Source organism: Streptomyces sp. NBRC 110028 (assembly GCF_001417735.1).
Classification (GTDB): domain Bacteria; phylum Actinomycetota; class Actinomycetes; order Streptomycetales; family Streptomycetaceae; genus Streptomyces.
Genome location: NZ_BBUZ01000026.1, coordinates 335,415 through 359,495, shown reverse-complemented (window position 1 = coordinate 359,495; position 24,081 = coordinate 335,415). Strand labels below are relative to the sequence as shown.

Genomic DNA, 24,081 nt, shown 5'->3' with positions numbered 1-24,081 from the left:
GGGGCTTCTGCCGCCGTCGTCTCACCGCTGGTCCGCCTTCCTGGCCACGTCCTTGGCGAGCGGGGTGGGCTCGCCGCCCTTGTAGGTGATGTGCCACAGCGCCGACTTGGCGTCGGAGGTGAAGAAGCCGCGCCCGTAGTCGAGGACGTAGAGCGAGCCGTCCGGGGCGAACTTCCAGTCCATGAGGTTGCGGATGCCGTCGGCGCCCACCGGGATGATCTTCTTGAGGGATTCGGCGTGCACGGGCAGCCCGCCCTTGCCGACGGTCTTGGGGTCGGTCACCACCGCGTGGCGCGGCTGGTCGCCGTCGTAGAAGTCACCGACGAACCACTTGCCGTCCCAGTACGCGGGCCACTTGGTGGTGCTGTTGCTGGTCTCGTCGTATCGGTAGACCGGACCGTTCATGGTGGCCTGGCCGCCGCCCTTGAGCCAGGGCAGCAGGAACTTCGCCTCGGACGCCTTGTAGCTGGGGATGCCGGCCGCGTCCCGCGGATAGTCGGGGGCACCGCCCTGGGGTGAGTACCAGATGGTGTTCCCGGTGACCGGCGGCAGGTTCACCAGGCCGTTGTTGTTGGGCGACTCGTTCTTGGGGTGATCGCAGTCGTACCAGCCCAGCGGCTTGCTCGGATCGAGCAGGTCGCGGTCGCGGTAGGGCTGCTTGTTGCCCATGCAGAACGGCCAGCCGTGGTTGCCCGCCTTGGTGATGGCGGCGAAGGTGTCGTACTTGGCGGGGCCCCAGGTGGTGCTGGGCTCGCCCGCGTCGGGGCCGACCCAGCCCGCGTAGAGGATGTCGGTCTTCTTGTCGACGAAGATCCGGGCGGGGTTGCGCACCCCCATCACATAGATCTCGCCGCGGGTCTTGCCCCCGCCCTCGTCGGGCTCCTTGCCGGTGAACAGATTGCCCTCGGGGAGGGTGTAGGTGCCGTCGGCCTCGGGGTGGATCCGCAGGATCTTGCCGTTGAGGTTGTTGGTGTTCCCGGCGGTGCGGCGGGCGTCGGCGAAGGACACGCCCTTGTAGTTCGGCTGCGGGTTGTTTCCCGAGTAACCGCCGCTGAACTGGGAGGAGTTGTTGTCGCCGGTGGCGATGTAGAGATTGCGCCTGGAATCCCAGGCCATGCCGCCGCCCGCGTGGCAGCAGCTGTGGATCTGCACCGGCCAGGACAGCAGCACCTTCTCCGAGCCGAGGTCGAGCCTGTTCGTCTGGAGGTTCAGCGTGAAGCGGGAGACCCGGCGCTCGGCCATCCGGGTGTCGCGGTTGATCCGGGAGTGCGGGGTGTAGTGCAGATACACCCAGCCGTTGGTGAGGAAGTCCGGGTCCAGCTCGATGCCGAGCAGCCCCTCCTCGTTCTTGATCAGCTCATCGCCGCCGCCCTTGTTGCCGAAGACGGTCAGCGCGCCGGCGAGCGTCACCTTGCCGGTCTTGGGGTCGTAGACATGGATCTGGCCCTGACCCTTGCCGATGTCGGGGTCGTTCCAGTCGGTGACGACGGGCGCGCTGTTGTCGCTCCCGCCGCGGCCGATGTACAGCACCCGGCCGTCCGGGGCGGTGACCAGGCCGTGCGGCTCGCCGATCTGATCCGCCTGGCCCGGCTGATTGGGCTTGGTGACCCGCTCGGCCTTGTAGTTGGCGGTGATGGTGGCCTGGCAGTCGGCGCGGGCGAGGCGGGTGGTCCACAACAGCGCGCCGCGCAGATGGGCGCGGAAGTCCGTCTCCCGGAACCCGGCCGCGGTGCCGCCCATGCCGGTGTAGAAGGACCGGCCGCCGTCGTAGTCGCGGCACCAGGAGATGGGGTGGTCCCAACCGCCTGCACCCGCGCCCGGCTGGTAGCTGCTCTCCCGGACCCGGGCGACGGTGTGCACCTGGCCCGAGGGGTTCGTCTTCCAGTTGAGCCAGATGTCGGGGCGCTTCCACTCCAGCGGCAGGTCCCTGGTGGCCGGATGGGTCCGGTCGCCGACCTCGACGACGGCCCGCTGGACGGTGGCGGGGCTGGTGGCGGCGGGGCGGGCGCCGATCAGACCGGTGAACCAGTCCGAATACGGCTCGTTGCGGGCCGCGTCGTGGATGCCGAGGAAGCCGCCCCCCGCCTCCATGTACGTTTCGAGTCCGGCTTCCTGTTCGGGGTCGAGCACATCGCCCGCGCCGGTCAGGAAGACGACCGCGTTGTACGTGCCGAGCGTCGAGCGCGTGAAGACGGAGGCGTCGGCGGTGGCGTCGACCGTGAAGCGGGTCGCCGCCGGGCCCTGGTTGCCGATGCGCTCGATGGCCTCGATACCGGCGTCCACGGTCGGCGCCTCGTCCCCGGCCGAGCCGTGGAAGACCAGCACCTTGACGTCGTCACCCCCCGGCGGGGACGGCAGCGCCAGCCGCTCCTCGGGGCGGGCGGCGGCAGGGGTGCCGCCGAGCATGGTCGCGGTGACGGCCCCGAACAGCAGTGCCGCCAACGCCGCGCGTCTCCTCCGCGGCCGACGCTTCGTCAGCCGATGCCTTTCCGAGGGCCTTTGGCACGGTTCATCCCGCATGAGTAACCCATCCCTCTCCGGTACCGGATACACCGCTGAAGGAAGCTAGACGTCTTTTCGCGGTCCGCCAATAGCTATGACCGCAACTCGACGAACTTTGTCCTGAGTGTGGATGAACGAGCGTCCCGCCGCTACCGTGATGCCATCCCCGGGGCACGTGCGCATCGGCAACGCAGCAACACCCGCACCGAATTGGGAGAGCGATGAGCGACGCACCCGGCACCATGCCCAGACGCGGTTTCAGCCGCCGCCTGCTCGCCGGCGGCGCGGCCGCCGCGGCGATCGGCGGCCCGCTGCCCCTCGCCACCCAGGCCTCCGCCGCGTCCGCGGAAGGCCCGAAGCGGCGCGTGGCCACGGCGGCGGCCGGTGGCGTGGTGCGCCGCATGAAGCTGTACGCGGAGAAGCTGCCCGACGGGCAGATGGGCTACGGCCTGGAGAAGGGCAAGGCGTCCATCCCCGGCCCGCTCATCGAGCTGACCGAGGGCGACACCCTCCACATCGAGTTCGAGAACACCATGGACGTCACCGCCAGCCTCCATGTGCACGGCCTGGACTACGACACCGCCAGCGACGGCACCCAGCTCAACCGGAGCGCCGTGGAACCGGGCGAGACGCGTACGTACACCTGGCGCACCCACGCCCCGGGCACCCGCGCGGACGGCACCTGGCGGCCGGGCAGCGCGGGCTACTGGCACTACCACGACCACGCGGTCGGCACCCCGCACGGCACCGGGGGCATCCGCAAGGGGCTGTACGGTCCGGTGGTGGTGCGCCGGGCGGGCGACATCCTGCCGCAGAAGCAGTTCACCATCGTCTTCAACGACATGACGATCAACAACAAGTCCGGCCATGACGCGCCCGAGTTCAGGGCGACGGTGGGCGAACGCGTCGAGATCATCATGATCACCCACGGCGAGTACTATCACACCTTCCATATGCACGGTCATCGCTGGGCGGACAACCGCACGGGCATCCTGGAGGGGCCGGACGACCCGAGCCGGGTCATCGACAACAAGATCACCGGCCCGGCCGACTCGTTCGGCTTCCAGGTGATCGCCGGGGAGAACACCGGCGCGGGCGCGTGGATGTACCACTGCCATGTCCAGAGCCATTCCGACATGGGGATGGCGGGGCTCTTCCTGGTCGCCAAGCCCGACGGCACGATCCCGGGCTACGACCCGCACCACCTGACGGCCGACCGGACGTAAGCCACGGGAGGTCCGCTCAGGAGGAGCCGTCGGGGTCCCAGTGGAGCAGGCGCACCTGGGCGACGGTGCGCACGTGGCGGCGCATGGCCGCGGCCGCGGCCTTGGTGCGGCCCTCGGCGATGGCGTCCAGGATCTTCCGGTGCTGAGCGAACGACCGCTTGGGGCGGCCCGGCTGACGCAGTGACTCCTCCCGGCTCTCGCCGATCTGCTCGGCGATGGAGCGCATGAACTCCGCCAGCAGCGGGCTGTGGGCGGCCGCGGTGACGGCGGCGTGGAAGCGGCGGTCGCCCTCGACGCCGTGGCGGCCCGTCGCGATCTCGTCCTCCATCCAGTGGAGCGCCTGCTCCAGGGCGGCGAGGTCGTCGTCGGTGCGGCGCTCGGCGGCGAGTTCGGCGAGCTTGGTCTCCAGCGCCTCGCGGGCGTCGAGCACATCGGGCAGCCGCCGCCTGCGCCCCATCAGGCGCTCCACGGGCTCGGTGTCGAGGCTGTCGCGGAGCAGCCGCATACCGCCGCCCTGGCGCACCTCGACCAGGCCCTGCACCTCCAGCACGACGATGGCCTGCTTGACGGAGGCGCGGCTGATGCCGAGCCGCTCGGCGAGTTCCCGTTCGGTGGGCAGCCGGTCGCCCGCGCGGAGCCCGCCCTCCTCGACGTAGGCGCGCAGCCGCTCCAGCACCTGCTCGTACAGGCGCTGACGGTTCATCGGGCGCAGTGCGTCGTCGGCCATACGAGCTTCCCCCTGCTGCGGCTGGCTGCTGCGGTTGGTGACGGCTCCGATCCGCAGCGTAGCACCCGGCGAGCACCAATGGTCCATTGGCCCAGCCAATGTGCCACGCATGTATTGACTGTTGCGCCGCCCCGCCCGCAACGTGTGTCGCGGCTGGGCCACTTGTGACGGGAGCGCGCTCGATGTCCGACGAACTCATCTCGATACTCGTGCTGGTGGTGGTCTTCGTGATCGCCACCACCAGATCGATCAACATGGGCGCGCTCTCCTTCGCCGCCGCCTTCGGCGTGGGGGAGTTGGTCGCCGGCTTCGACGCGGACCACATCTTCGCCGGGTTCCCGGGCGATCTGTTCGTGGTGCTGGTGGGCGTGACGTATCTGTTCGCGCTGGCCCGGGCCAACGGGACCACCGACTGGCTGGTGCACGCGGCGATCCGGCTGGTGCGCGGGCGGGTGGCGCTGATCCCGTGGGTGATGTTCGCGATCAGTGGTGTGCTGACCGCGATCGGCGCGGTGAGCCCGGCGGCGGTCGCGATCGTGGCGCCCCTCGCGCTGAGCTTCGCGGCGCGCTACCGGATCAGCCCGCTGCTGATGGGGGCCATGGTGGTGCACGGCGCCCAGGGCGGCGGCTTCTCCCCCATCAGCGTCTACGGGTCGATCGTCAACGGCATCGTGGAGCGGGAGAAGCTGCCGGGCAACGAGGTTGCCCTGTTCCTGGCCAGCCTCGTCGTCAATCTGCTCATCGCGGCCGTCGTGTTCGTCGTGTGCGGCGGGCTGAAGCTGCCCCGCACCGACACCGCCGACGCCTCCGAGGAAGCGGCGCCGGACGCGGACGCCCGGCTCACCCCGGCCCGGATCGCGACCCTGGTCACGCTGGTGGCGCTGGTGGTCGCGGTGCTCGCCTTCGACCTGGACGCCGGGCTCACCGCGATCACCCTCGCGGTCGCGCTCAGCGTCTTCTGGCCGGACCACGGCAAGCGGGCCGTCAACGAGATCACCTGGCCCACCGTGCTGCTGATCTGCGGTGTGCTCACCTATGTCGGGGTGCTGGACGAGATGGGCACCATCACTTACGCGGGCAACGCGGTCACCGACATCGGCATTCCGCTGCTCGCGGCGCTGCTGCTGTGCTACATCGGGGCGATCATCTCGGCCTTCGCCTCGTCGGTGGGCATCATGGGCGCCCTCATCCCGCTCGCCGTCCCCTTTCTCTCCCAGGGGCACATCGGCGCGGTGGGCATGATCGCGGCGCTCTCCGTCTCGGCGACGGTCGTGGACGTCAGCCCCTTCTCGACGAACGGGGCGCTGGTGCTGGCGGCCGCGCCCGATGTCGACCGGGACCGGTTCTTCCGCCAGCTGATGATCTACGGCGGCATCATGGTGGTCGTCGTCCCCGCCACCGTCTGGCTGACGATGGTGGTCCCGTGCCTGGGCTGAACGGCCCGGCCCGGGACCGAAGGCTCAGCACATCGTGTAGTCGGCCCGGCTGCTGTTGTACGAGCAGGTGTCGACCGTGGTGCCGCCGCTCCTGCGGAGCGTGGCCTTGTCGCTGGTGTTGTTCCAGACGTAGGCGCGGCGGTCCTGGTACTTGGTGGCGGAGGTGTCCGAGCCGACGCCGGTCCGCACGGTCACCGTCTTGCCCGCGCCGAGGGTGTAGGAGGGGAAGGTGTACGCGTGGCGGCTCGCGTCGACGACCACCCAGCCCTTGAGGCTCACCCCGCGCGAGGTGGAGTTCTTGATCTGCACGTACTCCGCGTTGAGGCTGGAGTTGCTCCGGTTGTCCGTACCGGGAGAGTCGTAATAGATCTTGTGAAGGTGCACGGAGCCCGCGGCCCCGGCGGGCGCCGCGGGATACAGCAGCGCGATGGCACAGCCCGCGGCGATGACCGCGCCGGCCCTGGCGGCGTTATGGAACATGACGTCTCTCCCCTTGCGTCGTGTCGCGGTGGTGCTCACACAGACGGACGGACGGCCGCGCCCGAGATGGTTTGGGAGTCACGAGATGACTCCCCCGGTGCGGCCGTCCGTCCGTCTTCCCCCACCTGTGTGGGCAACCAGAATGGACCGTGGAGATCCCTCGCGGCAGGGCTGCGCGGCCCCTGATCAAGGGCCGTCCGGCCCTTGCGGCACGCCCTTGACGCCAGAACGCCGAAAGTTGGGGCAGCGGGCGCGTCAACGGCCGTACTGCGCACCGCCGTTGATGTGCAGGACCTGCCCGGTGACATACGCGGCCTCCGGGGAGGCCAGATAGCGGATGGCGGCGGCTATCTCGGCGGGCACGCCCGGCTGTCCGGTGAGCGTCTGCCCGATCTGCTGCGCGATGAACTCCGGAGTGCCGCGCTCGCCGAAGAACTCGGTGTCCTCGACATAGCCGGGGGCCACCGCGTTGGCGGTGACGCCCTCCGGGCCCAGCCGCTTGGCCAGTTCGAAGGTGTAGGTGTGCAGGGCGGCCTTGGTGCCGCCGTACGAACCGGGGCCGCGCAGCGCCGCCACCGAGGAAAGGTGCACGATCCGGCCACCGGGGCGGGCGATATGCGGAATGAGGGCTTCGGTCAGCAGGACGGCGGTGAGCACATTGGCCGCGAAGTTGCTCCGGTACTGGTCGGCGATGCCCTCCAGGGTGCCGTCGTTGCCGGGGGCGACATTGCCGCCCGCGTTGGTGACGATCACGTCGACGGGCCCGTCGGCGGCGATCTCCTCGGCGGCGCGGCGGGCCTGCGCGGGGTCGCTGAGGTCGGCGCCGGTCCAGGTGACCAGGCCGTCCCCGTGGGCGGCGTTCAGCTTGCCGGCCGCGGCGCGCAGCACTTCGGTGCGGCGTCCGACGATGACGACCCGGTCGCCGTCCGCGGCGAAGGACTCCGCGGTCGCCAGCCCGATGCCCGTACCGCCGCCCGACACCACGATCCGTCGCCCCATTACGGCCTCCATCGTGCAAATCGTTGAATCTAGATCACAAGCGTGAATTGACGCTAGACAGAAAGCGCTTTCCCGTCAAGGTGTTGGCTGGCGTTCACTATTGACAGGTTCTGTCGCCACTGGCCGAATGATCGACGCCCCCGTGTTCCCACGGCTGTTCCGGCGGTTCTTCCGGCAGCTGTTCCGGTAAGGAGTACATGTGCGTTTACGTTCGGCCCTCGCCAGACCCGGCAGACCCATCATCGCCGTGCTCGTCCTGGCGCTCGGCGTCCTCGGTCTGCTGACGATCCCCGGCTCCGCCGCGGTCGGCGCGTCCGACGACCCCGACCCCGTCATCAACGGCCTGCGCGGTGACTACTACCTCCAGTCCGCCCCGGGAGCCTTCGACTTCCACGAGCTGAAGGCGACCACCCTCGATTCGTCCCTCGACTTCGACAACCTGGAGCCGCGGCTGCAGACCGCCACCGGGCGGTCCGACGACGTCAGTGTCCGGTGGACCGGCCGGCTCGTCCCCGGGCGCTCCGGGGCGCACACCTTCTCGATCACCGGCGACAACGGCTTCCGGCTGTGGATCGACGGCCGGCCCGTCATCGACCACTGGGTCGACGACTGGGACAAGGAACAGACCTCCGAGCCGGTCGAGCTGACCGCGGGCCGCGCCTACGACATCAAGGTCGAATACTTCGAGCACTACGGCGGCTCCAACCTCCACCTCGCCTGGACCCCGCCCGGCCAGGCCAAGGAGCCGGTGCCGGCGTCGGCCTTCCGGCTGCCCCCGGACTTCGGCTACGAGGGCCCGGTGAGCAGCGCCGTCCAGCGGGACGGCCGGACGCTGCTGGTGGACTTCGCCCGCCCCCTCGCCGCTCCCCCGGCCGGGCTGACCGGCCACCTCACCGCCGTCATCGGCGGCGCGGCCTGGCCGCTGGGCAAGGCCCGGCTGGACCCGGCCGACCCCTCACGGCTGCTGCTCGCGCTGAAGGAGCCGGTGGTGGGCCGCGGCGGCGAGGCCATCGTGCGCTACGACGGCGAGGGCGGCCTGGCGAACGACAAGGGCGCCATCGGCCGGTTCCTCGCCTTCGGCGGCAACAGCTCGACGTACCAGCTGAGCACCCCGTGGGCCAAGGACGTGGGCCCGGACAACGCCCACCCCGAATACCCGCGCCCGCAGCTGACCCGCGACCGGTGGAAGAACCTCAACGGCAGCTGGCAGTTCTCCGCCGCCGAGGAGGGTCAGGCGCCCCCGTTCGGGCAGCGGCTGCGCGAACGCGTCCTGGTGCCGTATCCGGTGGAGTCCAGGCTGTCCGGCCTGGAGCGCCACGAGGACCGCATGTGGTACCGGCGCACCTTCACCGTCCCCGCGGGCTGGAACGTCGGCGACGGGCAGCGGCTGAAGCTGAACTTCGACGCCGTGGACTGGCAGGCGCGGGTCTACGTCAACGGCACCCGCGTCGCCGAGCACCGCGGCGGCTACGACCGGTTCAGCGCCGACGTCACCCACGCCCTGCGCCCGGGCCGCACCCAGGAGCTGCTGGTCGGCGTGTACGACCCGACGGACGCCAAGGACGGCGAGAACCCGCCGATGGGCAAGCAGCGGCTGGACCCCAGCGGCATCTTCTACACCCCCTCCTCCGGTATCTGGCAGACCGTGTGGATGGAGCCGGTGGCCGCCGACCACGCCGACAGCCTGAAGCTGACCCCGGACGTGCCGGGCGAGGCGCTCACCGCGGAGGTCCGGGGGGTGCGGGACGGCGTGCCGGTCACCGCGACCGCCTACGAGGGGAAGCGCGCGGTCGGCCGGGCGACCGGGCGCACCGGCTCGGCCCTGACCGTGCCGGTGCCCTCGCCACGGCTGTGGTCGCCGGACGATCCGTATCTGTACCGGCTGGAGGTGACCGTCGGGCGGGGCGCGAACGCCGACCGGGTGACGAGCTACTTCGGCATGCGCGATATCGCGGTGAAGGAGGTCGACGGCAAGAAGCGCATCGTGCTCAACGGGAAACCGTTTCTATCGATGGCCACCCTCGACCAGGGCTTCTGGCCGGACGGTCTGCACACCGCACCGACGGACCAGGCCCTGGCGTACGACCTGAGGATGCACAAGCGGATGGGGTTCAACTCCGTGCGCAAGCACATCAAGGTCGAACCCGACCGCTGGTACTACTGGGCCGACCGGCTCGGCCTGATGGTGTGGCAGGACATGCCCGCCATGAATACGATCGCGCCTTCGGAGCAGGCGCAGGCCCAGTACGAGCGCGAGATGAAGGCCATGATCGACCAGCACATCAGCAGCCCGTCGATCGGCGTCTGGGTCACCTTCAACGAGGGGTGGGGCCAGTACGGCGGGGCGAAGGTGCCCGCGCTCGCCAAGGGCTGGGACCCGACCCGGCTCATCGACGGCGCGAGCGGCTGGAACGACACCGGCAACGGCGACCTCGCCGACATCCACGCCTATCCCGGCCCCGGCGAACCCCGCCCCGACGCCCGGCGGGCGGGCGTCATCGGCGAGTACGGCGGTCTCGGGCTGGCCGTACCGGGGCACGCCTGGCCGGTGCAGTTCACCTATGTGGGCGTGGACCAGGAGCAGTACACGGCCGAATACCTGAAGCTGCTGGACAAGGTGCGGCAGCAGGTGGCCTGCCATGGGAACAGCGGCGCGGTGTACACCCAGATCACGGATGTGGAGGGCGAGCTGAACGGGCTGATCACCTATGACCGCAGGAAGGTCAAGCCCGATGTGGAGCGGCTGCGCGAAGCGCACCGGTCACTGATCCGCGCGGCGCAGGACCCGGCGTCGATGGAGTGCGCCGGCTAGCCCGTACGCGTCAGGACCGGCGGCGCCCAGGGCGCCGCCGGTCTTGATCGCCGCCTCACGCCGTGTCAGCGTGACGACGCGTCCTGTCCCTCCGAGCGCCTCGGGAGACTCCTGGTGACCGCATCCTCCTCGCTGCCCGTGGACATCGTGCGCGCCCGGCGCCACGGCATCGCCGATCTGCTGGCGCGCAGCGCCGCCCGGCTGCCCGGCAAGACGGCCGTGGTGTACGGCGCGCTGCGCCAGACGTACGCGGAGCTGGACGCGCTGGTGAGCCGCACGGCGGGCGCGCTGGCGGCGCGCGGTGTCGCCCGGGGCGACCGGGTGGTGCTGTACGCGCGCAACTCGCACGGCTATGTGGTGGCGTACTTCGCGCTGGCCCGGCTGGGCGCGGTGTCGGTGCCGGTCAACTTCAGCTTGAGGCCCCCGGAGGTCGCGTACCTCCTCGCCCACTCGGGCGCGGTCGGGATCATCGCGGGCGAGGGGCTGTTGGAGGCGGCCGACGCGGCGCTGGCCGAGGCCGCACCGGCCCGCCTCGTCCTGCGCGCGGTCATCGGCGGGGAGGGGCGGGAGGGCTGGGAGGACTTCGCCGCGCTGGGCGAGGAGTACGGCCATCCCGTGCCCGACCCCGCGCTGGACGACGACGATCCGGTCCAGCTCATGTACACCTCGGGGACGGAGTCGCGCCCCAAAGGCGCGATCATGACGAGCCGCTGTCTGATCTCGCAGTATCTGACGACGATCGTGGACGGCGGGATGGCGGCCGACGATGTCGAGGTCCACGCGCTGCCGCTGTACCACTGCGGCCAGTTGCACGTCTTCCTCACCCCGGACGTGTATCTGGGCGCGACCTCGATCATCCTGCCAGGGCCCGATCCGGCGGCGCTGCTGGCGACGGTCGAGGCGGAACGGGTGACCAAGCTGTTCGCGCCGCCCACCGTGTGGATCGCGCTGCTGCGGCATCCGGATTTCGACAGCCGCGATCTGTCGTCGCTGCGGAAGGGGTATTACGGTGCCGCGGCCATGCCGGTCGCCGTGCTGGCCGAGCTGCGCCGGCGGCTGCCGGGGCTCGCGCTGTACAACCTCTACGGGCAGACCGAGATGTCGCCGATAGCGACCGTCCTCGGCCCGGCCGATCAGGAGCGCAAGGCCGGGTCGGCGGGGCGGGCCGCGCTCAACGTCGAGACGCTGGTGGTGGACGAGGACGACCGTCCCGTACCGCCGGGCACGGTCGGGGAGATCGTGCACCGCGGCCCGCACACCATGCTCGGCTACTGGCGGGATCCCGAACGCACCGCGGAGGCGTTCCGCGGCGGCTGGTTCCACAGCGGCGATCTCGGCGTCATGGACGAGGAGGGCTATCTGACGGTCGTCGACCGCAAGAAGGACATGGTGAACAGCGGCGGCGAGAACGTGTCCGGGCGCGAGGTGGAGGAGGCCCTGCACGCCCACCCCGCGGTGGTGGAGGCCGCGGTGTTCGGGGTGCCGCATCCGTACTGGATCGAGGCCGTGACGGCGGTCGTGGTGGCCGGGGCGGGAGAGCGGGTGTCGGCCGAGGAGATCATGGCGCACTGCGGGGAGCGGCTGGCCGGGTACAAGGTGCCCAAGTACGTGGTGGTGGCCGCGTCCCTGCCGAAGAATCCCAGCGGGAAGATCCTCAAACGGGAATTGCGCGACACCTACGGACACCTCGGCGCCGACGGTTGACCGTTCTGTGTCAACTGTTCGGGACGGCCCCGGACCCCGGTTTTAGGATGCGGTATTCCCCTGACGTGACGACGAATCGCCCGAGGGCCCTCCATGCGCAACGTCCCGAATCCTGCCCTGTCCGAGCCATCCCGGCTCACACACGTGAAGCGACGACGTCCAGGACTGCTCGCGGCCAATGCCGTGGTGCTGCTGTTCGCCGCGATGGCAGTGACCACGATATTCACCAATCCGCGCTTCGAGTGGGACACCGTCGGGAAATACTTCTTCGAGATCCGCATCCTCAAGGGGATCGGCGTCAGTCTCGGGATGACCGCCACGACCATGGCCTTCGCCCTTGTGCTGGGCACCGGGGTGGCGCTCATGCGGATGGGTTCCTCACGGCTGATGTCGGCCGCCGCGGGCGCGTTCATCTGGGCATTCCGCTCGATTCCCATGCTGGTGCAGCTGCTTTTCTGGTACAACCTGGCGGCACTGTTTCCCACCCTGTCCCTCGGAATTCCCTGGGGCCCCCAGTTCATCACCTTCGACGCGAATTCGCTGCTGGGTCCGCTTACCGCCGCGGTCATCGGTCTGACGTTGCATGAGACGGCGTATGTGGCGGAGTTGATCCGTTCCGGTCTGCTGTCCGTACCGGAGGGGCAGCGCCAGGCGGCGGCCGCGCTCGGTTTGACACCGGCTCAGATCTTCTTCCGTATCACCCTCCCCCAGGCGCTGCGCGTGATCGTGCCGCCGATGGGAAATGAGCTGATATCTCTCCTCAAGGCCACATCTCTGGTCAGCGTGATCTCCCTGGCCGATCTGCTCTACTCGGTGCAGCTCATTTACTCGAAGAACTTCCAGACCGTACCCCTATTGATCGTGGCCGCGATCTGGTACATGATCATCACCGGCGTCATCACCCTCGCGCAGCAGCGCCTGGAGCGACGTCTGGGGCGACGCACGCTGATACCGGCCGAAAAGGTCACCAAAGTGAAGAGGATCGGGCACTCGGTATGACCGTGGCATCGGAAAGAGGAGCGCAGCCCATCGTCTCCCTGCGCGGGATCGTCAAGTCGTTCCGCTCCACGGAGGTCTTGCACGGCATTTCCCTGGATATCCACCGGGGTGAGACGGTCTGTGTCATCGGCCCGTCCGGATCGGGCAAGAGCACGCTGCTGCGCTGCGTCAACCACCTGGAGATCCCGGACGACGGCCTGGTCGTGGTCGACGGCAGCGTCATCGGCTACCGGCTGCGCGGCACCTCCCTGCTGGAGCTGGGCCCCCGCGAGCTGGCCGCGCAGCGCTCGGTCATGGGCATGGTCTTCCAGAGCTTCAACCTGTTCCCGCACCTGACCGCCCGCGAGAACATCGTGGAGGCGCCGCGCCGGGTGCTGGGGCTGTCCAAGGCGAAGGCCGACGCCCGGGCCGAGGAGCTGATGCGCCGGGTCGGACTCGCCCACAAGCTGGACAGCTACCCCGAGCAGCTGTCCGGCGGCCAGCAGCAGCGCGTGGCCATCGCCCGCGCGCTGGCGATGCGGCCGAAGGTGATGCTGTTCGACGAGCCGACCTCCGCCCTGGACCCCGAGATGGTGCAGGAGGTGCTGGGCGTCATCCGGGACCTGGCCGAAGAGGGCATGACGATGATGGTCGTGACCCATGAGATGCGCTTCGCCGCCGAGGTCGCCGACCGGGTGGTGTTCATGGACGAGGGCCGGATCGTCGAGGAGGGCCCGCCGGAGCGGCTGTTCGGCGCCCCCTCCCACGACCGCACCCGCACGTTCCTGTCGAAGGTCAGCGCATGAGCACCGAACGTCCACTGCCCGCCAAGACCCGCGCCCGGCTGGACCTGTGGGACGGCTACCGCTCGTACCACTATCTGGAGCCCGGCGCGGACTTCCGGGACTTCGAGCTGGTGCCGGCGGTGGGCCGGGTGCCCGGCTCGGCGCCGGTGTGGAGCGAGGACGTCGAGGCCCGGGCGCGGGACTTCGAGGAACGCCATCTGGTGATCTCCGCGCACGACCATCTGTCGCTGCGGCCCGCGGACCCGGGGGACTTCGCCGCGTTCCGTCGCCAGGGCCGGGAGGCGATCCCGTACGAGGGCATCGCCCACTCGGGCGTGGACCTGTTCTTCGACGGCGGCCCGGCCGCCGTCAGCATGATCCGCTCGCACACCCCCTGGGACTGGGACGACGCGGTGAGCGATCTGGCCATGCGGCAGGCCGACTTCGCCCATCAGCGCCTGGTGGCCCCGGTGCGCACCCTGGAGGACGCGGAGCGGGCCCGGGCGGGGAACCAGGTGGGCGTGGTGCTGACCCTGGAGTCCGCGTCCCCCATCGGCAACGACGTCGACCGGCTCGATCTGCTCTACGGGCTGGGGGTGCGGCTGCTCGGGCTGGTGTACAGCGAGAGCAACCAGCTCGGCTCGGGCCTGGCGGACACCGGCGACACCGGTCTTACGGTGCTCGGCCGCCGCGCCCTGCGGCGGATGAACGACCTCGGCATCATCGTCGACGTCTCGCACACCGGTGACGCGACGGCGCTGGACGCGGTGCGCCGCTCCACCGATCCCGTGGTGATCACCCACGCCGGCTCGCGGGCGCTGTGGCCGACCCCGCGGATGAAGCCCGACGATGTGATCCGGGCCTGCGCGGGCTCCGGCGGATTCATCGGCGTCGAGGCGGCGCCGCACACCACCATCACCACCCGGCACCCCCGGCACAGCCTGGAGTCGGTGATGGAACACGTGGAGCGCTGTCTGGACCTGGTCGGCATCGACCATGTGGCCTTCGGCCCCGACACCAACTTCGGCGATCACACCGCCTGGCACCGCACCTTCGCCCCGCTGTTCGGCAAGGACGACGCGGTCGACGGCCAGAGTTCGCAGCCGCCGCCGCACGAGCCGGTCACTTTCGTCCACGGCTGTGAGAACCCGGGGGAGGCCGTCGGCAACATGATCCGCTGGCTGTTCGACCACGGCTACTCCGAGGAGGACGTGGCGAAGCTCGCCGGGGGCAATGTGCGGCGCGTCGCCGAGACCGTCTGGGGCCGCTGACCGCCCCGGATCTTCCACCCTTCGCGCCTTCCCTCTCCCACACCCGGAACACCGGGACCGCCCGGATCTCCCGAAACGGAGCACAGCCATGCGCCACCGATCCAGCGCCGCCGCGTGCGCCCTGTTCGCCTCCCTCGCGCTCACCCTCACCGCCTGTTCGGTCGACGACACCCCGAACGACAAGGGCAAGTCCAAGGAGGCCGCGCCCACGCCGACCCTCGCACTGGAGCCGAAGGACGATGCGCTGGCGGCGCAGGTGCCCGCGGAGTTCAAGAAGAAGACCCTGGTCATGGGCGTCAGCGAGTATGCCCCGTATGTGACCATCGGCTCCGACGGGAAGATCACCGGTCTGGTCCCGGATCTGGCCAGGCAGCTCGCCTCCCAGCTCGACATCAAGATCAAGCTGGTGCGGACGCCGTTCGACGCGGTGATCCCGGGGCTGAAGTCCGGGCGGATCGACTTGAGCGCGCCCTCCGGTGACTTCATCGAGCGCCAGAAGCAGGTCGACTTCGCCGACTTCGCCCAGAGCCAGGTGACCGTGATGGTCAACAAGGAGAGCGGGTTCCGCCCGGAGTCCGGCATCGGCCTCTGCGGCCACAAGGTCGGTATCGAGAAGGGCGCGGGCACCGAGAACGTCCTCGAAGGGCTCACCAAGCGGTGTGCCGCGAAGGGCAAGAAGGCCGTGAGCCCGCAGGCGTACGCGGAACTGGCGGCCGCGAGCCTGGCCCTGCGGAGCAAGCGGATCGACGCGGTGGTCGCGCCCAGCGCCTCCAACACAACCGTCAGCGAGAACGCGGGCGACACGTTCGAGACGCTGGAGCTGAAGGACATGCTGACACTTCCCGCGGCGACGGCGATCTACGGCATCCAGGCCAAGAAGGGCACCGGTCTCGCGCCTGTGATCGTCAAGGGGTTGCGGGAGATGCAGGAGTCGGGCACCTACGCGAAGCTTTTCGGCGGCTGGGAGATGCCGCTGTCCACGATCACCCGGTCGCAGATGCTCTTCAACGGCTCGAAGCAGTCCCAGAGCAAGTGAGCGTCTCCCCCATGGCACCGACCGAGCGGACCGAGACCGCGGAACACCTCGGCGAAGGACTGTGGCGGCACCTGCTGCGCGTACCCGTACGGGGCGGGGTGGTCCTCGCCGCCGACCTGTACGCGCCCGAGGAGCGGCCCGGTCCGCGGCCGGTGATCCTGGAGCGCACCCCGTACGGCCGCCGCGCCACCCGCGAGTCGGACCGCTGCCGCCATGACGAGCCGGTGCCGGACCCCGAGGAGACCTCCGCCTTCTTCGTCCGGGCCGGATACCACGTGGTGCGGCAGGACTGCCGGGGCCGGGGCGACTCCGAAGGCACCTTCGTGAAGTACCTGGGCGAAGGGCCGGACGGCGCGGACAGCCTCGAGTGGATCGCCGCACAGCCCTGGTGCGACGGGCGGGTCGCGATGATGGGCGTGTCCTATTCGGCACACGCCCAGACGGCGGCCGCCGCCGAGTCCCCCGCCCCGCTGGCCGCGATGTTCATGGACTCCGGCGGCTTCGCCAGCGCGTACGAGGCGGGCATGCGGATGGGCGGCGCCTTCGAACTCAAGCAGATCACCTGGGCGTTCCGGCACGGCGAGGAGAGCCCGGAGGCGGAGCGGGACCCGCTGGTGCGCAAGGCGTTCGACGGGACCGATCTGCGGGACTGGTTCACCGTGCTGCCGTGGCGCGCCGGCGTCTCCCCGCTGGCGCAGGTCGGCAGTTACGAGCGGTATCTGCTGGAGCAGTGGCGGCACGACGTGTTCGGCGCGTACTGGCGGCAGCCCGCGATCTACGGGCGGGGACACTACGACCGCTTCCCGGACGTGCCGACGCTGCACATGGGGAGCTGGTACGACCCGTACGTGCGCTCCACCATCGAGAACTTCACGGCCATGGGGCGGCTCAAGTCGTCCCCGGCGTATCTGGTGATGGGGCCGTGGACGCACGGCGCGCGCTGCGTCACCTTCGCCGGTGACGTGGACTTCGGGCCCGCCGCCACGTTCAGCGACAACGTGGACACCTCGTATCTGGCCTTCCGGCGGCGCTGGTTCGACGCGGTGCTGCGCGGCGGCGGCCCCGAGGCGATCCCGCGGGTGCGGTACTTCCTGATGGGCGGGGGCGACGGCCGCCGCGACGCGGCCGGGCGGATGCGGCACGGCGGCCGGTGGCTCACCGACACCCGGTGGCCGCCGGCCGGGACCCGGGAGACCGCGTTCTACTGCCACACCTCGGGTGAGCTGGGCCGGGAGAGACCGGCGGAGGCGGACGCGTGGGTCGAGTACGACTTCGATCCGGGCGACCCGGTGCCGACCCTGGGCGGGCAGGTGACCTCGGGCGAGCCGGTGATGGTCGGGGGCGCCTTCGACCAGGTGCCGGACGAGCGCTTCTACGGGGCGCGCGCGCCGTATCTGCCGCTGAACTCACGGCCCGATGTGATCTCGCTGGTCACCCCGCCCCTTGAGGAGCCGCTGGTGGTGGCGGGCCCCGTCACCGCCCGGCTGTTCATCTCCTCGACCGCGCCGGACACCGACTTCACGGTGAAGCTGGTCGATGTGCACCCGCCGAACGAGGACTATCCGCACGGGTTCGCCATGAACCTCACCGAGGGCATCTTCCGGTGCCGCTTCCACGCGTCGTTCGAGCGGCCGGAGCCGCTGGTGGCGGGCGAGGTGTACGAGATCGAGATCCCGGCGCCGGACACCGCCAACCGCTTCGGGGCCGGGCACCGGCTGCGGGTGGACATCTCCTCGAGCGACTTCCCGCGCTTCGACGTGAACTCCAACACCGGTGAGCCCGAGGCCGTCACCCGGCGCAAGACGGTCGCCACCAACCGGGTGTACATGGACGCGGCGCGCCCCTCGGCGGTGCTGCTGTGGACGCGGCCCGACGACGTCTGACCGTCGTCAGCGCATGATGGTGGCCAGCAGGTCCTGCCCCAGCCGGAGCAGGGTGCCGGTGGCCAGCCGGTGGTACACGTACTTGCCCTCGCGCTCGGACTCGACGAGCCCTGCGTCCCGCAGCTGCCGCAGGGTGCGCGAGACCTGGGTGTCGTCCAGGCCGAGCCGCTGGGCCAGTTCGGAGGTGGTGATCGGCTCGCCCAGCAGATGGCGGCACAGCTCCATCCGGCCGAGCGAGGCCAGCGCCGACATCCGGGCCCGCAGCTCCGCTTGGGTGAGCTGCCCGTCGGCCTGCCCCTCCAGCGCGGCGAACTGCAGCACGACGGGATGGGACTCCTCGTCCTTGACGGTCAGATGCGGCCAGACATGGACGGAGGGGACCAGGAAGAGCGGGCGCGGCCCGATGTCGATCTCGGCGACGGCCAGCTTGTCGTAGCGCACCCGCGTACCGCCCTGGGGGACGACCGCGGTGGGGCTGAGCCCGGCCAGCACCTCGGCCAGGCCGCTTCTGCGGACATCGGTGCGCAGCCGCACCACGGCCGCCTCCAGCCCGTCGTACACCGCGCGCCATTCGGCGGCGAAGAACGCGGTGCCGCAGCGCTCCAGGAAGTCGACCAGCCGGGTGCGCATCCCCTCGGGGGAGGCCATCAGCTCATGCGCCAGCTCACCGCGCCGGAAGGAACGCCGCTCGCACTGGGTGATGAAGCGGCAGGCGGCGCCCGGGGCGTTCAGCAGGCTGTAGGCGTCGGGCACCCGCTCCCGGAAGCCCAGCACCCCCTGCGCGCACAGCTCCGTGAACTCCTCCAGCGGCAGCTTCCCCAGCAGCCGCAGCTCGTCCTCGAAGGACTGGTCCAGCGGCAGCGCCAGCGGGAACAGCAGGCGGCAGCGCAGCCGCGCCCACAGGGGCGACAGGGCGCTCATCTCCTGGGTGAGCGACGCGTCGAAGGTCGTGCCGAGGCGGCGCGTCCAGCGCTGTGCCTCGGGGTGGTGGTCCGGCTCGGCCAGGATGTGCAGCACCGACATGAGCTCCGCGAGCGGCGAGCGCCCGACGTGGACGTCGGCCGCTCGCGCTGACCGGAGGTTGAGCGTGATCCCCACCCGCGCAGCGTACAGCCAGCCGGGTGGCCAGGGGCGACGATCAGTCGCGGGGCAGGAGGGGGCCCAGCGGGCCGAGGTCCAGGTTCAGGTCGTCCTCGGTGAGCCCGAAGTGTTCCCGCAGCTCCTCCATGTTCTTCTCCAGCGCCATCAGCGTGAGCCCGAGCTTCTCGATCTGCTCGTCGCTGACGCCTCCCTGCTCGACGCGGCGCAGCGCCTGCCGTTCCATCAGCTGGCGCAGCAGCTCCACGATGGTCAGCACCAGACCGGCCAGGCTCTTGCGCACCGACTCCTCGTCCACCTCCACCCGTCGGGGATAGCCGGGGCGCCGGTGCTCGGGGGAACGGCCGGCGGGGGGACGGTCGTCGGGGGAACGGTCGTTGGGGGAACGGTCGTCAGGGCGGCGCTCGATGCTCATCCTCGTCTTCCATCCGTACGGAGGCGATCAGCGCGCGAAGGGAAATGCGCACCAGATCGATGTCGGCGATGCTCAGGGTGATCTCCCCGGCGATCACGACGCCCCCGGCCAGCACCCGGTCGAGCAGATCGACCAGAGCCACCTCGCGCCGCTCGATCGCGTGGGTCACGACGCCTCCTCGCGCTCGGGCGGCGCGGTGAACGAGTACGGCGGCCACGGCCCGCTCAGCTCCAGGTCGACGCCCGGGTACCGCTCCCCCAGCCCGGTCACCGCGGCGGTGAACTCCTCCGTCCGGTCGTCCGGCACCAGATAGGAGTTGTTGAGCACCATCCAGCCCTCGTACGCGGCCAGCCGGGCGTCCTGCGGCGGATGGGCCGCGGTCTCGGCGGCCAGCGCGGCGAGCGCGCTGTGGATCTCCTCCGCCCGCTCGGTGGCCCGCAGATGGGCGGTCTCCTTGTCGTCCCGCTGGGCGCGGCGGCGCAGCAGATAGGCGGTGCCGGGGCTGTCGCCGCCGGACGGCCCCTCGTCGTCCGGGTCGGGCAGGAAGGCGCGCGGATCGACGTACGCCTTGACGCCCCACTCGGTCCGCCCGGCCACCCGTGCCAGCGAGGCCGTGAAGTCGTCCCGCCGCTCCTGGAGCATCGTGCGGACGCGGCCGTCGTCGTGGTAGAGCGTGGCGAAGCGCAGCGGGATGACCTGGCCGTATCCGGCCGCCCGGCCGATGACCCGGTGGTGGGCCCTGGCCGCCCGCTCCAGCCAGGGCAGGTCCTCCAGGTGGGCGCGCAGCCGCTCCTCGCCGAAGTCGGCCAGCGGTACGGAGCCCACCACGGCGGCCAGCCCGGCGCTTGTCACCAGGCGCACCGGCTCGTCCGCCACGCCGGTGAGCCCGGGCGGGGCGGCGCTCTCGTCGCGGGCCGCGGTCACCGCGTACAGCCAGGTGGCGAGGGCCTCCTCGGTCACGGTCCGTCCTCCCGTCCCCGGTCCCGGTCCTCTTCCCGCTCCTGATCACGGCCGGACTCCAGCTCGCCGACGCGCCGCCGCAGCCGCTCGTTCTCGTCGAGGACGTCGCGGGCGCCGGAGGAGAGCGTGGGGTCGTGTTCCCACCAGTCGATGCCCATCTCCTTGGCCCGGTCCACGGAGGCGATCAGCAGCCGGATCTTGATGGTCAGCAGCTCGATGTCCAGCAGGTTGATCTGGATGTCCCCGGCGATGACGATGCCCTTGTCGAGCACCCGCTCCAGGATGTCGGCCAGGCTCGCCGATTCGCGGCGGGCCGGTTCGGGCGGGCCGCCCATGCGCCTGCTCGGCACGTTCCACTCGGCGCCCTGGCTCATGTCCGGTCCTCCGACCTGCCGCGGTAGTAGCGCCGGGCGCGGCGGTACGAGACGAGTTCGCCCTCGTCGTCGACCTCGACCCGGTACTCGGCGAGGATGTCGGTGGAGTCGGGGATGCGATGGGTCTCCAGCACTTCGACGCCGACGAGCCAGCCGTCCTCGTGGCGTTCGACCGAGGTGACGCTCTCCGGGTCATGCCCGGTCAGCTCCCGCAGCTGGTGAGCGGCGCCCCTGGCGGCGGACCGGGCGCTGGCCGCGGGACGCCGGGCGTCGGCCGTGGGACGCCGGTCATCGGCGGAGCGGCGGTCATCGGTGGGGTGGCGGTCATCGGTGGGGTGGCGGTGGCGGTCGTCGGCGGAGCGGCGCCGCTCGTCGGCCTCGGGGCGCCGGGCGCGCCGGGGCCGCTCCCGCTCCTCGCCGTGGTCGCGTCCGTCCCGATCCTCGCGGACCACGGCTCACACCTCCAGACCTCCGCCGGGCGGCCCCCCGGCCATCAGCCGGCGGACCAGTTCGTCCTCCTGCCGGGCCGCGTCCTCCTCGGTCAGCTCTCCGGATTCCCGCTGCTCCGCGACTTCTTCCAGGCGCTGCTGGATCACCCCGGGGTCGTACAGCTGCCGATGGGCCTCGTCGTGCAGCTGCCCGGCGATCCAGCCGAGGCCGCGCACCGGGGCCAGCGGCCAGGTGACCAGTCCGGAGATCAGTCCCATGACTATTCGCCCTCCTTGGCCGGGCTCATCGCGTCGGCCACGAAGTCGTAGGGGGCCAGCGGCCCGAGCAGGCGGATCCGGACCCGGCCGCTCCAGTGCTTGGCCAGCTCCTCGGCGGCCTGCTCGAAGGCCGCCCGCCGGTCGTCCTCGACCAGGAAGGAGGCGTTCACCAGCCCCTCGGCGGAGGACGGTTCGGTACTCACCGAGGCGAGCGCGCACGGGCTCAGCCTGCGGTCCACTTCCAGCGCGTCCACGGCCCGCTTGGCGGCGATGGCGTCCATGACCAGCTGTCCCAGCTGGATGCGCTGGTCGTATCCGGCCTCCTCCGGCAGCCCCTGGAGCTCCTCGCGGAGCCGTACGGCCTCGGGCTGTTCGGTCAGCACCTCGCGCAGCACCGCGTCCTGGACGTAGCGGGCGCGCAGGGTGAACTGGGAGCGGCCGCGCAGCCGGTCGAGGGCGAGCGCGAAGTCGTCGTGCCCCTCCTCGAGCAGTTCGTCGGTCACCGCGGTGGTGTCCCGCACCACCGTGCCGAACCGGAACGGCAGCACCGGGGAGGACCTGGCCGCCAGGGTGTCCAGCACCCGGGCGTGGGCGCGCAGGTCCTCGGGGGTGCCCAGCGGTTTGTCCAGGGACACCTCGCTGACCACGGCCGCCTGCCCGCCATGGCGGACCAGGGTCACCGTCGCCTCCGGGTCGCCGACGGCGCCCAGATCCCTCACCGCGTTGTCGCTCCGGTCCTCCAGAACGACCCCGTATACGTAGCAGGCACGTCCGTCCTCGGCCATCACCGCTCGCGCTCCCTGCTCGAACTCCGCCGGCGCCGGGGCCGGTCACCGGATTCCGCCCTCTCCCCCGCCTCGGCCTCCTCGCGCTCGTCGCTCTCGTCGTCGCCCTGGAGCAGGTCGGAGACGGTGTCCTTGACGCCTTCCAGGGCACCCTTGGTCTTCTTGCGGCCGCCGCTCTCCTGCATCTCGTCCATGAGGCCGGGGAGCCCCTTGGTCTCGGTGCCGCTGCGGGCGAGGTCGAGGCGGTTCGTCGCCTCGGCGAACCGTAGATACGTGTCGACGCTGGCGACGACGATGCGGGCGTCGATCGTCAGGATCTCGATCCCCACCAGGGAGACCCTGACGTACACATCGATGACCAGTCCCTTGTCCAGGATGAGGTCGACCACGTCGACCAGGGCACTCGAACTGGCCCGGTCCAGATACTGACTCTGCTGGCTTGCTACGGTCACCACGCTCACCTGTTCCGAAGGCGGGACCCGTCAGCGCCGCGAAGAGCGCGCGGGCTCCTCGTCCTCCTCGTACTCCTCCTCGTACTCGTCCTCAGGCTGCTCACCCTCCTCGGGCTGCTCACCCTCTTCGGGCTCTTCCTCGTCGTGTTCGGACTCCGCCTCGCGGTCCTCCTCCTCCACGACCTCGCCGTCACGTATCTCCCCGTGCCAGCCCTCGATCTCGTCCGGGTTCAGCAGCACCTCGGCCATCAGATGGCGGCGGAAGTGCTTCAGCTCCAATCGCACCCGGCGGCCCTGGGCGCGCCAGATGTTCCCGGTCCGTTCGAAGAAGCCCTGGGGGTAGTACTGGAGGACGATCATGATCCGGGTCAGCTCGGGGGCCAGCTCATGGAAGGTGATCGCGCCATTGACATGGCCCTTCTCGGCCCGCGACTTCCACACGATCCGCTTCTCGGGAATCTGCTCGATGATCTCGGCGCGCCACTTGCGGTGCGACCAGAAGACCTGGGCCTTCCACTCCATCTCGGTGTCGGACTCCTGCTGGACGTCCTCCACCTTCTTCATGAACGTGGGGAAGTCCTCGAACTGGGTCCACAGGTCGTAGGTGAGATCGATGGGGGCGCCGACGTCGATCTCCTCGACGATGTTGGTGACCTTGAGCTTCTTGTCCTTGTCACCGTCCTTGCCACCGCCTCCGCCGAGGCCCGGTATGGCTTCCTTGGCCTTGTCCACGGCCTTCTCCTTGAGCTGACTCAGCCCGGCCTTGATCAGCGGCTTCACCGGGAGGCTGAACCCGTCGCCGCCGCCGTCGGCGAGGTTGGTCACCGAGGTCAGGGCCTTCTCGCCGAGTGCGGTGACCAGGTTCTGCGCTTCCTTCATCAGCCGCTCGGTGGGCAGCTCCTTGGCGAGCGTGCCGAGCCCGCCCTTCTGCTGTTCCGGTTGCTCAGCCATCACCGATCACCCTTGTCGCCCTTGTCGCCTCTGCCGCTCCGGCCGCCCTCGGAGGCGGTCCGCTTCCGGGGCCGATCCGTACGGTCGCCCGACGGCCGCGTCCGTTCGCCGCGGTCGCCGCGGGAGGACCCACCGCGCGACGACTCATCGCGGGACCGGCCACCGCCCCCGCGCCGCTCGTGCTCCTCGTCGTCCGCCTTGTGCTCATCCGGACCGTGGCCGTTCGGACGCAGCGACGCAGCACGCTCCTCCAGCCGGTCGCTCAGCGCGTCCATGCGGTGGCTGGCCGCCGACAGCGCCGCCGACCGCCCCGCGGACACCAGCTGGCCGCGCAGCCGCCCGATCTCGGAGGACGCCAGCTCCTGCATGCCGCCCGGGAGATGTCCGGACGCGAGACGCCGGCCCGCCGCCATCCCGGCGAGGGTGAGCGCCAAGCCCACCTTGTGGCCACGTCCGAAGAGGTAGCCGCCGGTGAAGGCCAGTGCTGCCTCACTCTTCAT

General features: G+C 70.6%; 24 protein-coding genes. 9 read left to right on the top strand and 15 right to left on the bottom strand.

The window, feature by feature from the left end; translation table 11 throughout:
* Nucleotides 1–21: 21 nt before the first annotated feature.
* On the bottom strand, nt 22–2,406 hold the full coding sequence (locus ASC60_RS16895) for a ThuA domain-containing protein (protein WP_234356990.1): 2,385 nt from the start codon (nt 2,404–2,406) through the stop codon (nt 22–24).
* A gap of 338 nt (nt 2,407–2,744) precedes the next feature.
* On the opposite strand from ASC60_RS16895, the gene ASC60_RS16890 reads away from it, so the two are divergent.
* Nucleotides 2,745–3,728, top strand: coding sequence for a multicopper oxidase domain-containing protein (locus ASC60_RS16890; protein WP_055551853.1), 984 nt, complete (start codon nt 2,745–2,747; stop codon nt 3,726–3,728).
* Nucleotides 3,729–3,744: 16 nt separating this feature from the next.
* Here ASC60_RS16890 and ASC60_RS16885 read toward each other — a convergent pair whose 3' ends face one another.
* A complete protein-coding gene (locus tag ASC60_RS16885; protein ID WP_055551664.1) occupies nt 3,745–4,455 on the bottom strand; it encodes a FadR/GntR family transcriptional regulator in 711 nt (236 codons plus the stop codon).
* A gap of 182 nt (nt 4,456–4,637) precedes the next feature.
* Here ASC60_RS16885 and ASC60_RS16880 point away from each other — a divergent pair, with 182 nt between their 5' ends.
* A complete protein-coding gene (locus ASC60_RS16880) occupies nt 4,638–5,891 on the top strand; it encodes an SLC13 family permease (RefSeq protein ID WP_055551662.1) in 1,254 nt (417 codons plus the stop codon).
* Nucleotides 5,892–5,915: 24 nt separating this feature from the next.
* Here ASC60_RS16880 and ASC60_RS16875 read toward each other — a convergent pair whose 3' ends face one another.
* Nucleotides 5,916–6,371, bottom strand: coding sequence for a lamin tail domain-containing protein (locus tag ASC60_RS16875; protein WP_055551660.1), 456 nt, complete (start codon nt 6,369–6,371; stop codon nt 5,916–5,918).
* Nucleotides 6,372–6,626: 255 nt separating this feature from the next.
* Nucleotides 6,627–7,382 carry an SDR family NAD(P)-dependent oxidoreductase gene (locus ASC60_RS16870; protein WP_234356975.1) on the bottom strand — a complete coding sequence of 252 codons (756 nt, stop codon included), beginning with the start codon at nt 7,380–7,382 and terminating at the stop codon, nt 6,627–6,629.
* Nucleotides 7,383–7,569: 187 nt separating this feature from the next.
* On the opposite strand from ASC60_RS16870, the gene ASC60_RS16865 reads away from it, so the two are divergent.
* The 7 genes from ASC60_RS16865 (at nt 7,570) to ASC60_RS16835 (ending at nt 17,839) form a co-directional block, all read left to right on the top strand.
* Nucleotides 7,570–10,182 (top strand): glycoside hydrolase family 2, encoded by a 2,613-nt coding sequence (locus ASC60_RS16865; RefSeq protein WP_055551656.1) that lies wholly within the window; start codon nt 7,570–7,572, stop codon nt 10,180–10,182.
* A 114-nt stretch (nt 10,183–10,296) separates the two neighbouring features.
* Nucleotides 10,297–11,886: a fatty acyl-CoA synthetase gene (locus ASC60_RS16860; protein ID WP_055551654.1), complete on the top strand. Its 1,590-nt coding sequence runs from the start codon at nt 10,297–10,299 to the stop codon at nt 11,884–11,886.
* A 93-nt stretch (nt 11,887–11,979) separates the two neighbouring features.
* Nucleotides 11,980–12,885 (top strand): amino acid ABC transporter permease, encoded by a 906-nt coding sequence (locus ASC60_RS16855; RefSeq protein ID WP_055551653.1) that lies wholly within the window; start codon nt 11,980–11,982, stop codon nt 12,883–12,885.
* Nucleotides 12,882–13,670, top strand: a complete 789-nt coding sequence (locus ASC60_RS16850) for an amino acid ABC transporter ATP-binding protein (protein WP_055551651.1) — start codon at nt 12,882–12,884, stop codon at nt 13,668–13,670. The genes ASC60_RS16855 and ASC60_RS16850 overlap by 4 nt, the downstream gene beginning before the upstream one ends.
* Complete coding sequence (locus ASC60_RS16845) at nt 13,667–14,920, top strand: dipeptidase (RefSeq protein WP_055551649.1); 1,254 nt, start codon at nt 13,667–13,669, stop codon at nt 14,918–14,920. The genes ASC60_RS16850 and ASC60_RS16845 overlap by 4 nt, the downstream gene beginning before the upstream one ends.
* Before the next feature lie 88 nt (nt 14,921–15,008).
* Nucleotides 15,009–15,956, top strand: a complete 948-nt coding sequence (locus tag ASC60_RS16840) for a transporter substrate-binding domain-containing protein (protein ID WP_055551647.1) — start codon at nt 15,009–15,011, stop codon at nt 15,954–15,956.
* Nucleotides 15,957–15,967: 11 nt separating this feature from the next.
* Nucleotides 15,968–17,839, top strand: coding sequence for a CocE/NonD family hydrolase (locus tag ASC60_RS16835; RefSeq protein WP_055551645.1), 1,872 nt, complete (start codon nt 15,968–15,970; stop codon nt 17,837–17,839).
* Between the two features lie 6 nt (nt 17,840–17,845).
* Here the strand turns inward: ASC60_RS16835 and ASC60_RS16830 are convergent, their stop codons facing one another.
* From ASC60_RS16830 to ASC60_RS16780, 11 genes are read right to left on the bottom strand one after another with little or no spacing between them, the layout of a single operon-like run.
* On the bottom strand, nt 17,846–18,937 hold the full coding sequence (locus ASC60_RS16830; protein ID WP_055551644.1) for a helix-turn-helix domain-containing protein: 1,092 nt from the start codon (nt 18,935–18,937) through the stop codon (nt 17,846–17,848).
* A 40-nt stretch (nt 18,938–18,977) separates the two neighbouring features.
* A complete protein-coding gene (locus tag ASC60_RS16825) occupies nt 18,978–19,352 on the bottom strand; it encodes a gas vesicle protein K (RefSeq protein ID WP_199830972.1) in 375 nt (124 codons plus the stop codon).
* The gene (locus tag ASC60_RS16820; protein ID WP_055551642.1) at nt 19,330–19,521 is read right to left on the bottom strand and encodes a gas vesicle protein; all 192 of its coding nucleotides are present in this window, start codon (nt 19,519–19,521) and stop codon (nt 19,330–19,332) included. Before ASC60_RS16820 ends, ASC60_RS16825 begins: the two co-directional genes overlap by 23 nt.
* Nucleotides 19,518–20,312 (bottom strand): GvpL/GvpF family gas vesicle protein, encoded by a 795-nt coding sequence (locus ASC60_RS16815; RefSeq protein ID WP_055551640.1) that lies wholly within the window; start codon nt 20,310–20,312, stop codon nt 19,518–19,520. The genes ASC60_RS16820 and ASC60_RS16815 overlap by 4 nt, the downstream gene beginning before the upstream one ends.
* Nucleotides 20,309–20,686, bottom strand: coding sequence for a gas vesicle protein (locus ASC60_RS16810; RefSeq protein WP_055551638.1), 378 nt, complete (start codon nt 20,684–20,686; stop codon nt 20,309–20,311). Before ASC60_RS16810 ends, ASC60_RS16815 begins: the two co-directional genes overlap by 4 nt.
* Nucleotides 20,683–21,138, bottom strand: coding sequence for a gas vesicle protein GvpO (gene gvpO, locus ASC60_RS16805; protein WP_055551636.1), 456 nt, complete (start codon nt 21,136–21,138; stop codon nt 20,683–20,685). Before gvpO ends, ASC60_RS16810 begins: the two co-directional genes overlap by 4 nt.
* Before the next feature lie 3 nt (nt 21,139–21,141).
* On the bottom strand, nt 21,142–21,393 hold the full coding sequence (locus tag ASC60_RS16800) for a gas vesicle protein GvpG (protein WP_055551634.1): 252 nt from the start codon (nt 21,391–21,393) through the stop codon (nt 21,142–21,144).
* Between the two features lie 2 nt (nt 21,394–21,395).
* Nucleotides 21,396–22,178: a GvpL/GvpF family gas vesicle protein gene (locus tag ASC60_RS16795; protein ID WP_055551633.1), complete on the bottom strand. Its 783-nt coding sequence runs from the start codon at nt 22,176–22,178 to the stop codon at nt 21,396–21,398.
* On the bottom strand, nt 22,178–22,633 hold the full coding sequence (gene gvpJ / locus ASC60_RS16790; RefSeq protein ID WP_370592921.1) for a gas vesicle protein GvpJ: 456 nt from the start codon (nt 22,631–22,633) through the stop codon (nt 22,178–22,180). Before gvpJ ends, ASC60_RS16795 begins: the two co-directional genes overlap by 1 nt.
* A gap of 27 nt (nt 22,634–22,660) precedes the next feature.
* Nucleotides 22,661–23,581 carry an SRPBCC family protein gene (locus ASC60_RS16785; RefSeq protein WP_055551631.1) on the bottom strand — a complete coding sequence of 307 codons (921 nt, stop codon included), beginning with the start codon at nt 23,579–23,581 and terminating at the stop codon, nt 22,661–22,663.
* On the bottom strand, nt 23,581–24,081 hold the full coding sequence (locus tag ASC60_RS16780) for a hypothetical protein (protein ID WP_159043277.1): 501 nt from the start codon (nt 24,079–24,081) through the stop codon (nt 23,581–23,583). The genes ASC60_RS16785 and ASC60_RS16780 overlap by 1 nt, the downstream gene beginning before the upstream one ends.

Coding starts and splice junctions, on each gene's coding strand:
- ASC60_RS16895 (WP_234356990.1), bottom strand. CDS start 2,406: ATGCTCGGCGGCACCCCTGCCGCCGCCCGCCCCGAGGAGCGGCTGGCG.
- ASC60_RS16890 (WP_055551853.1), top strand. CDS start 2,745: ATGCCCAGACGCGGTTTCAGCCGCCGCCTGCTCGCCGGCGGCGCGGCC.
- ASC60_RS16885 (WP_055551664.1), bottom strand. CDS start 4,455: ATGGCCGACGACGCACTGCGCCCGATGAACCGTCAGCGCCTGTACGAG.
- ASC60_RS16880 (WP_055551662.1), top strand. CDS start 4,638: ATGTCCGACGAACTCATCTCGATACTCGTGCTGGTGGTGGTCTTCGTG.
- ASC60_RS16875 (WP_055551660.1), bottom strand. CDS start 6,371: ATGTTCCATAACGCCGCCAGGGCCGGCGCGGTCATCGCCGCGGGCTGT.
- ASC60_RS16870 (WP_234356975.1), bottom strand. CDS start 7,382: ATGGAGGCCGTAATGGGGCGACGGATCGTGGTGTCGGGCGGCGGTACG.
- ASC60_RS16855 (WP_055551653.1), top strand. CDS start 11,980: ATGCGCAACGTCCCGAATCCTGCCCTGTCCGAGCCATCCCGGCTCACA.
- ASC60_RS16850 (WP_055551651.1), top strand. CDS start 12,882: ATGACCGTGGCATCGGAAAGAGGAGCGCAGCCCATCGTCTCCCTGCGC.
- ASC60_RS16845 (WP_055551649.1), top strand. CDS start 13,667: ATGAGCACCGAACGTCCACTGCCCGCCAAGACCCGCGCCCGGCTGGAC.
- ASC60_RS16840 (WP_055551647.1), top strand. CDS start 15,009: ATGCGCCACCGATCCAGCGCCGCCGCGTGCGCCCTGTTCGCCTCCCTC.
- ASC60_RS16835 (WP_055551645.1), top strand. CDS start 15,968: ATGGCACCGACCGAGCGGACCGAGACCGCGGAACACCTCGGCGAAGGA.
- ASC60_RS16825 (WP_199830972.1), bottom strand. CDS start 19,352: ATGAGCATCGAGCGCCGCCCTGACGACCGTTCCCCCAACGACCGTTCC.
- ASC60_RS16810 (WP_055551638.1), bottom strand. CDS start 20,686: ATGAGCCAGGGCGCCGAGTGGAACGTGCCGAGCAGGCGCATGGGCGGC.
- ASC60_RS16800 (WP_055551634.1), bottom strand. CDS start 21,393: ATGGGACTGATCTCCGGACTGGTCACCTGGCCGCTGGCCCCGGTGCGC.
- ASC60_RS16795 (WP_055551633.1), bottom strand. CDS start 22,178: ATGGCCGAGGACGGACGTGCCTGCTACGTATACGGGGTCGTTCTGGAG.
- ASC60_RS16785 (WP_055551631.1), bottom strand. CDS start 23,581: ATGGCTGAGCAACCGGAACAGCAGAAGGGCGGGCTCGGCACGCTCGCC.
- ASC60_RS16780 (WP_159043277.1), bottom strand. CDS start 24,081: ATGAAGAGTGAGGCAGCACTGGCCTTCACCGGCGGCTACCTCTTCGGA.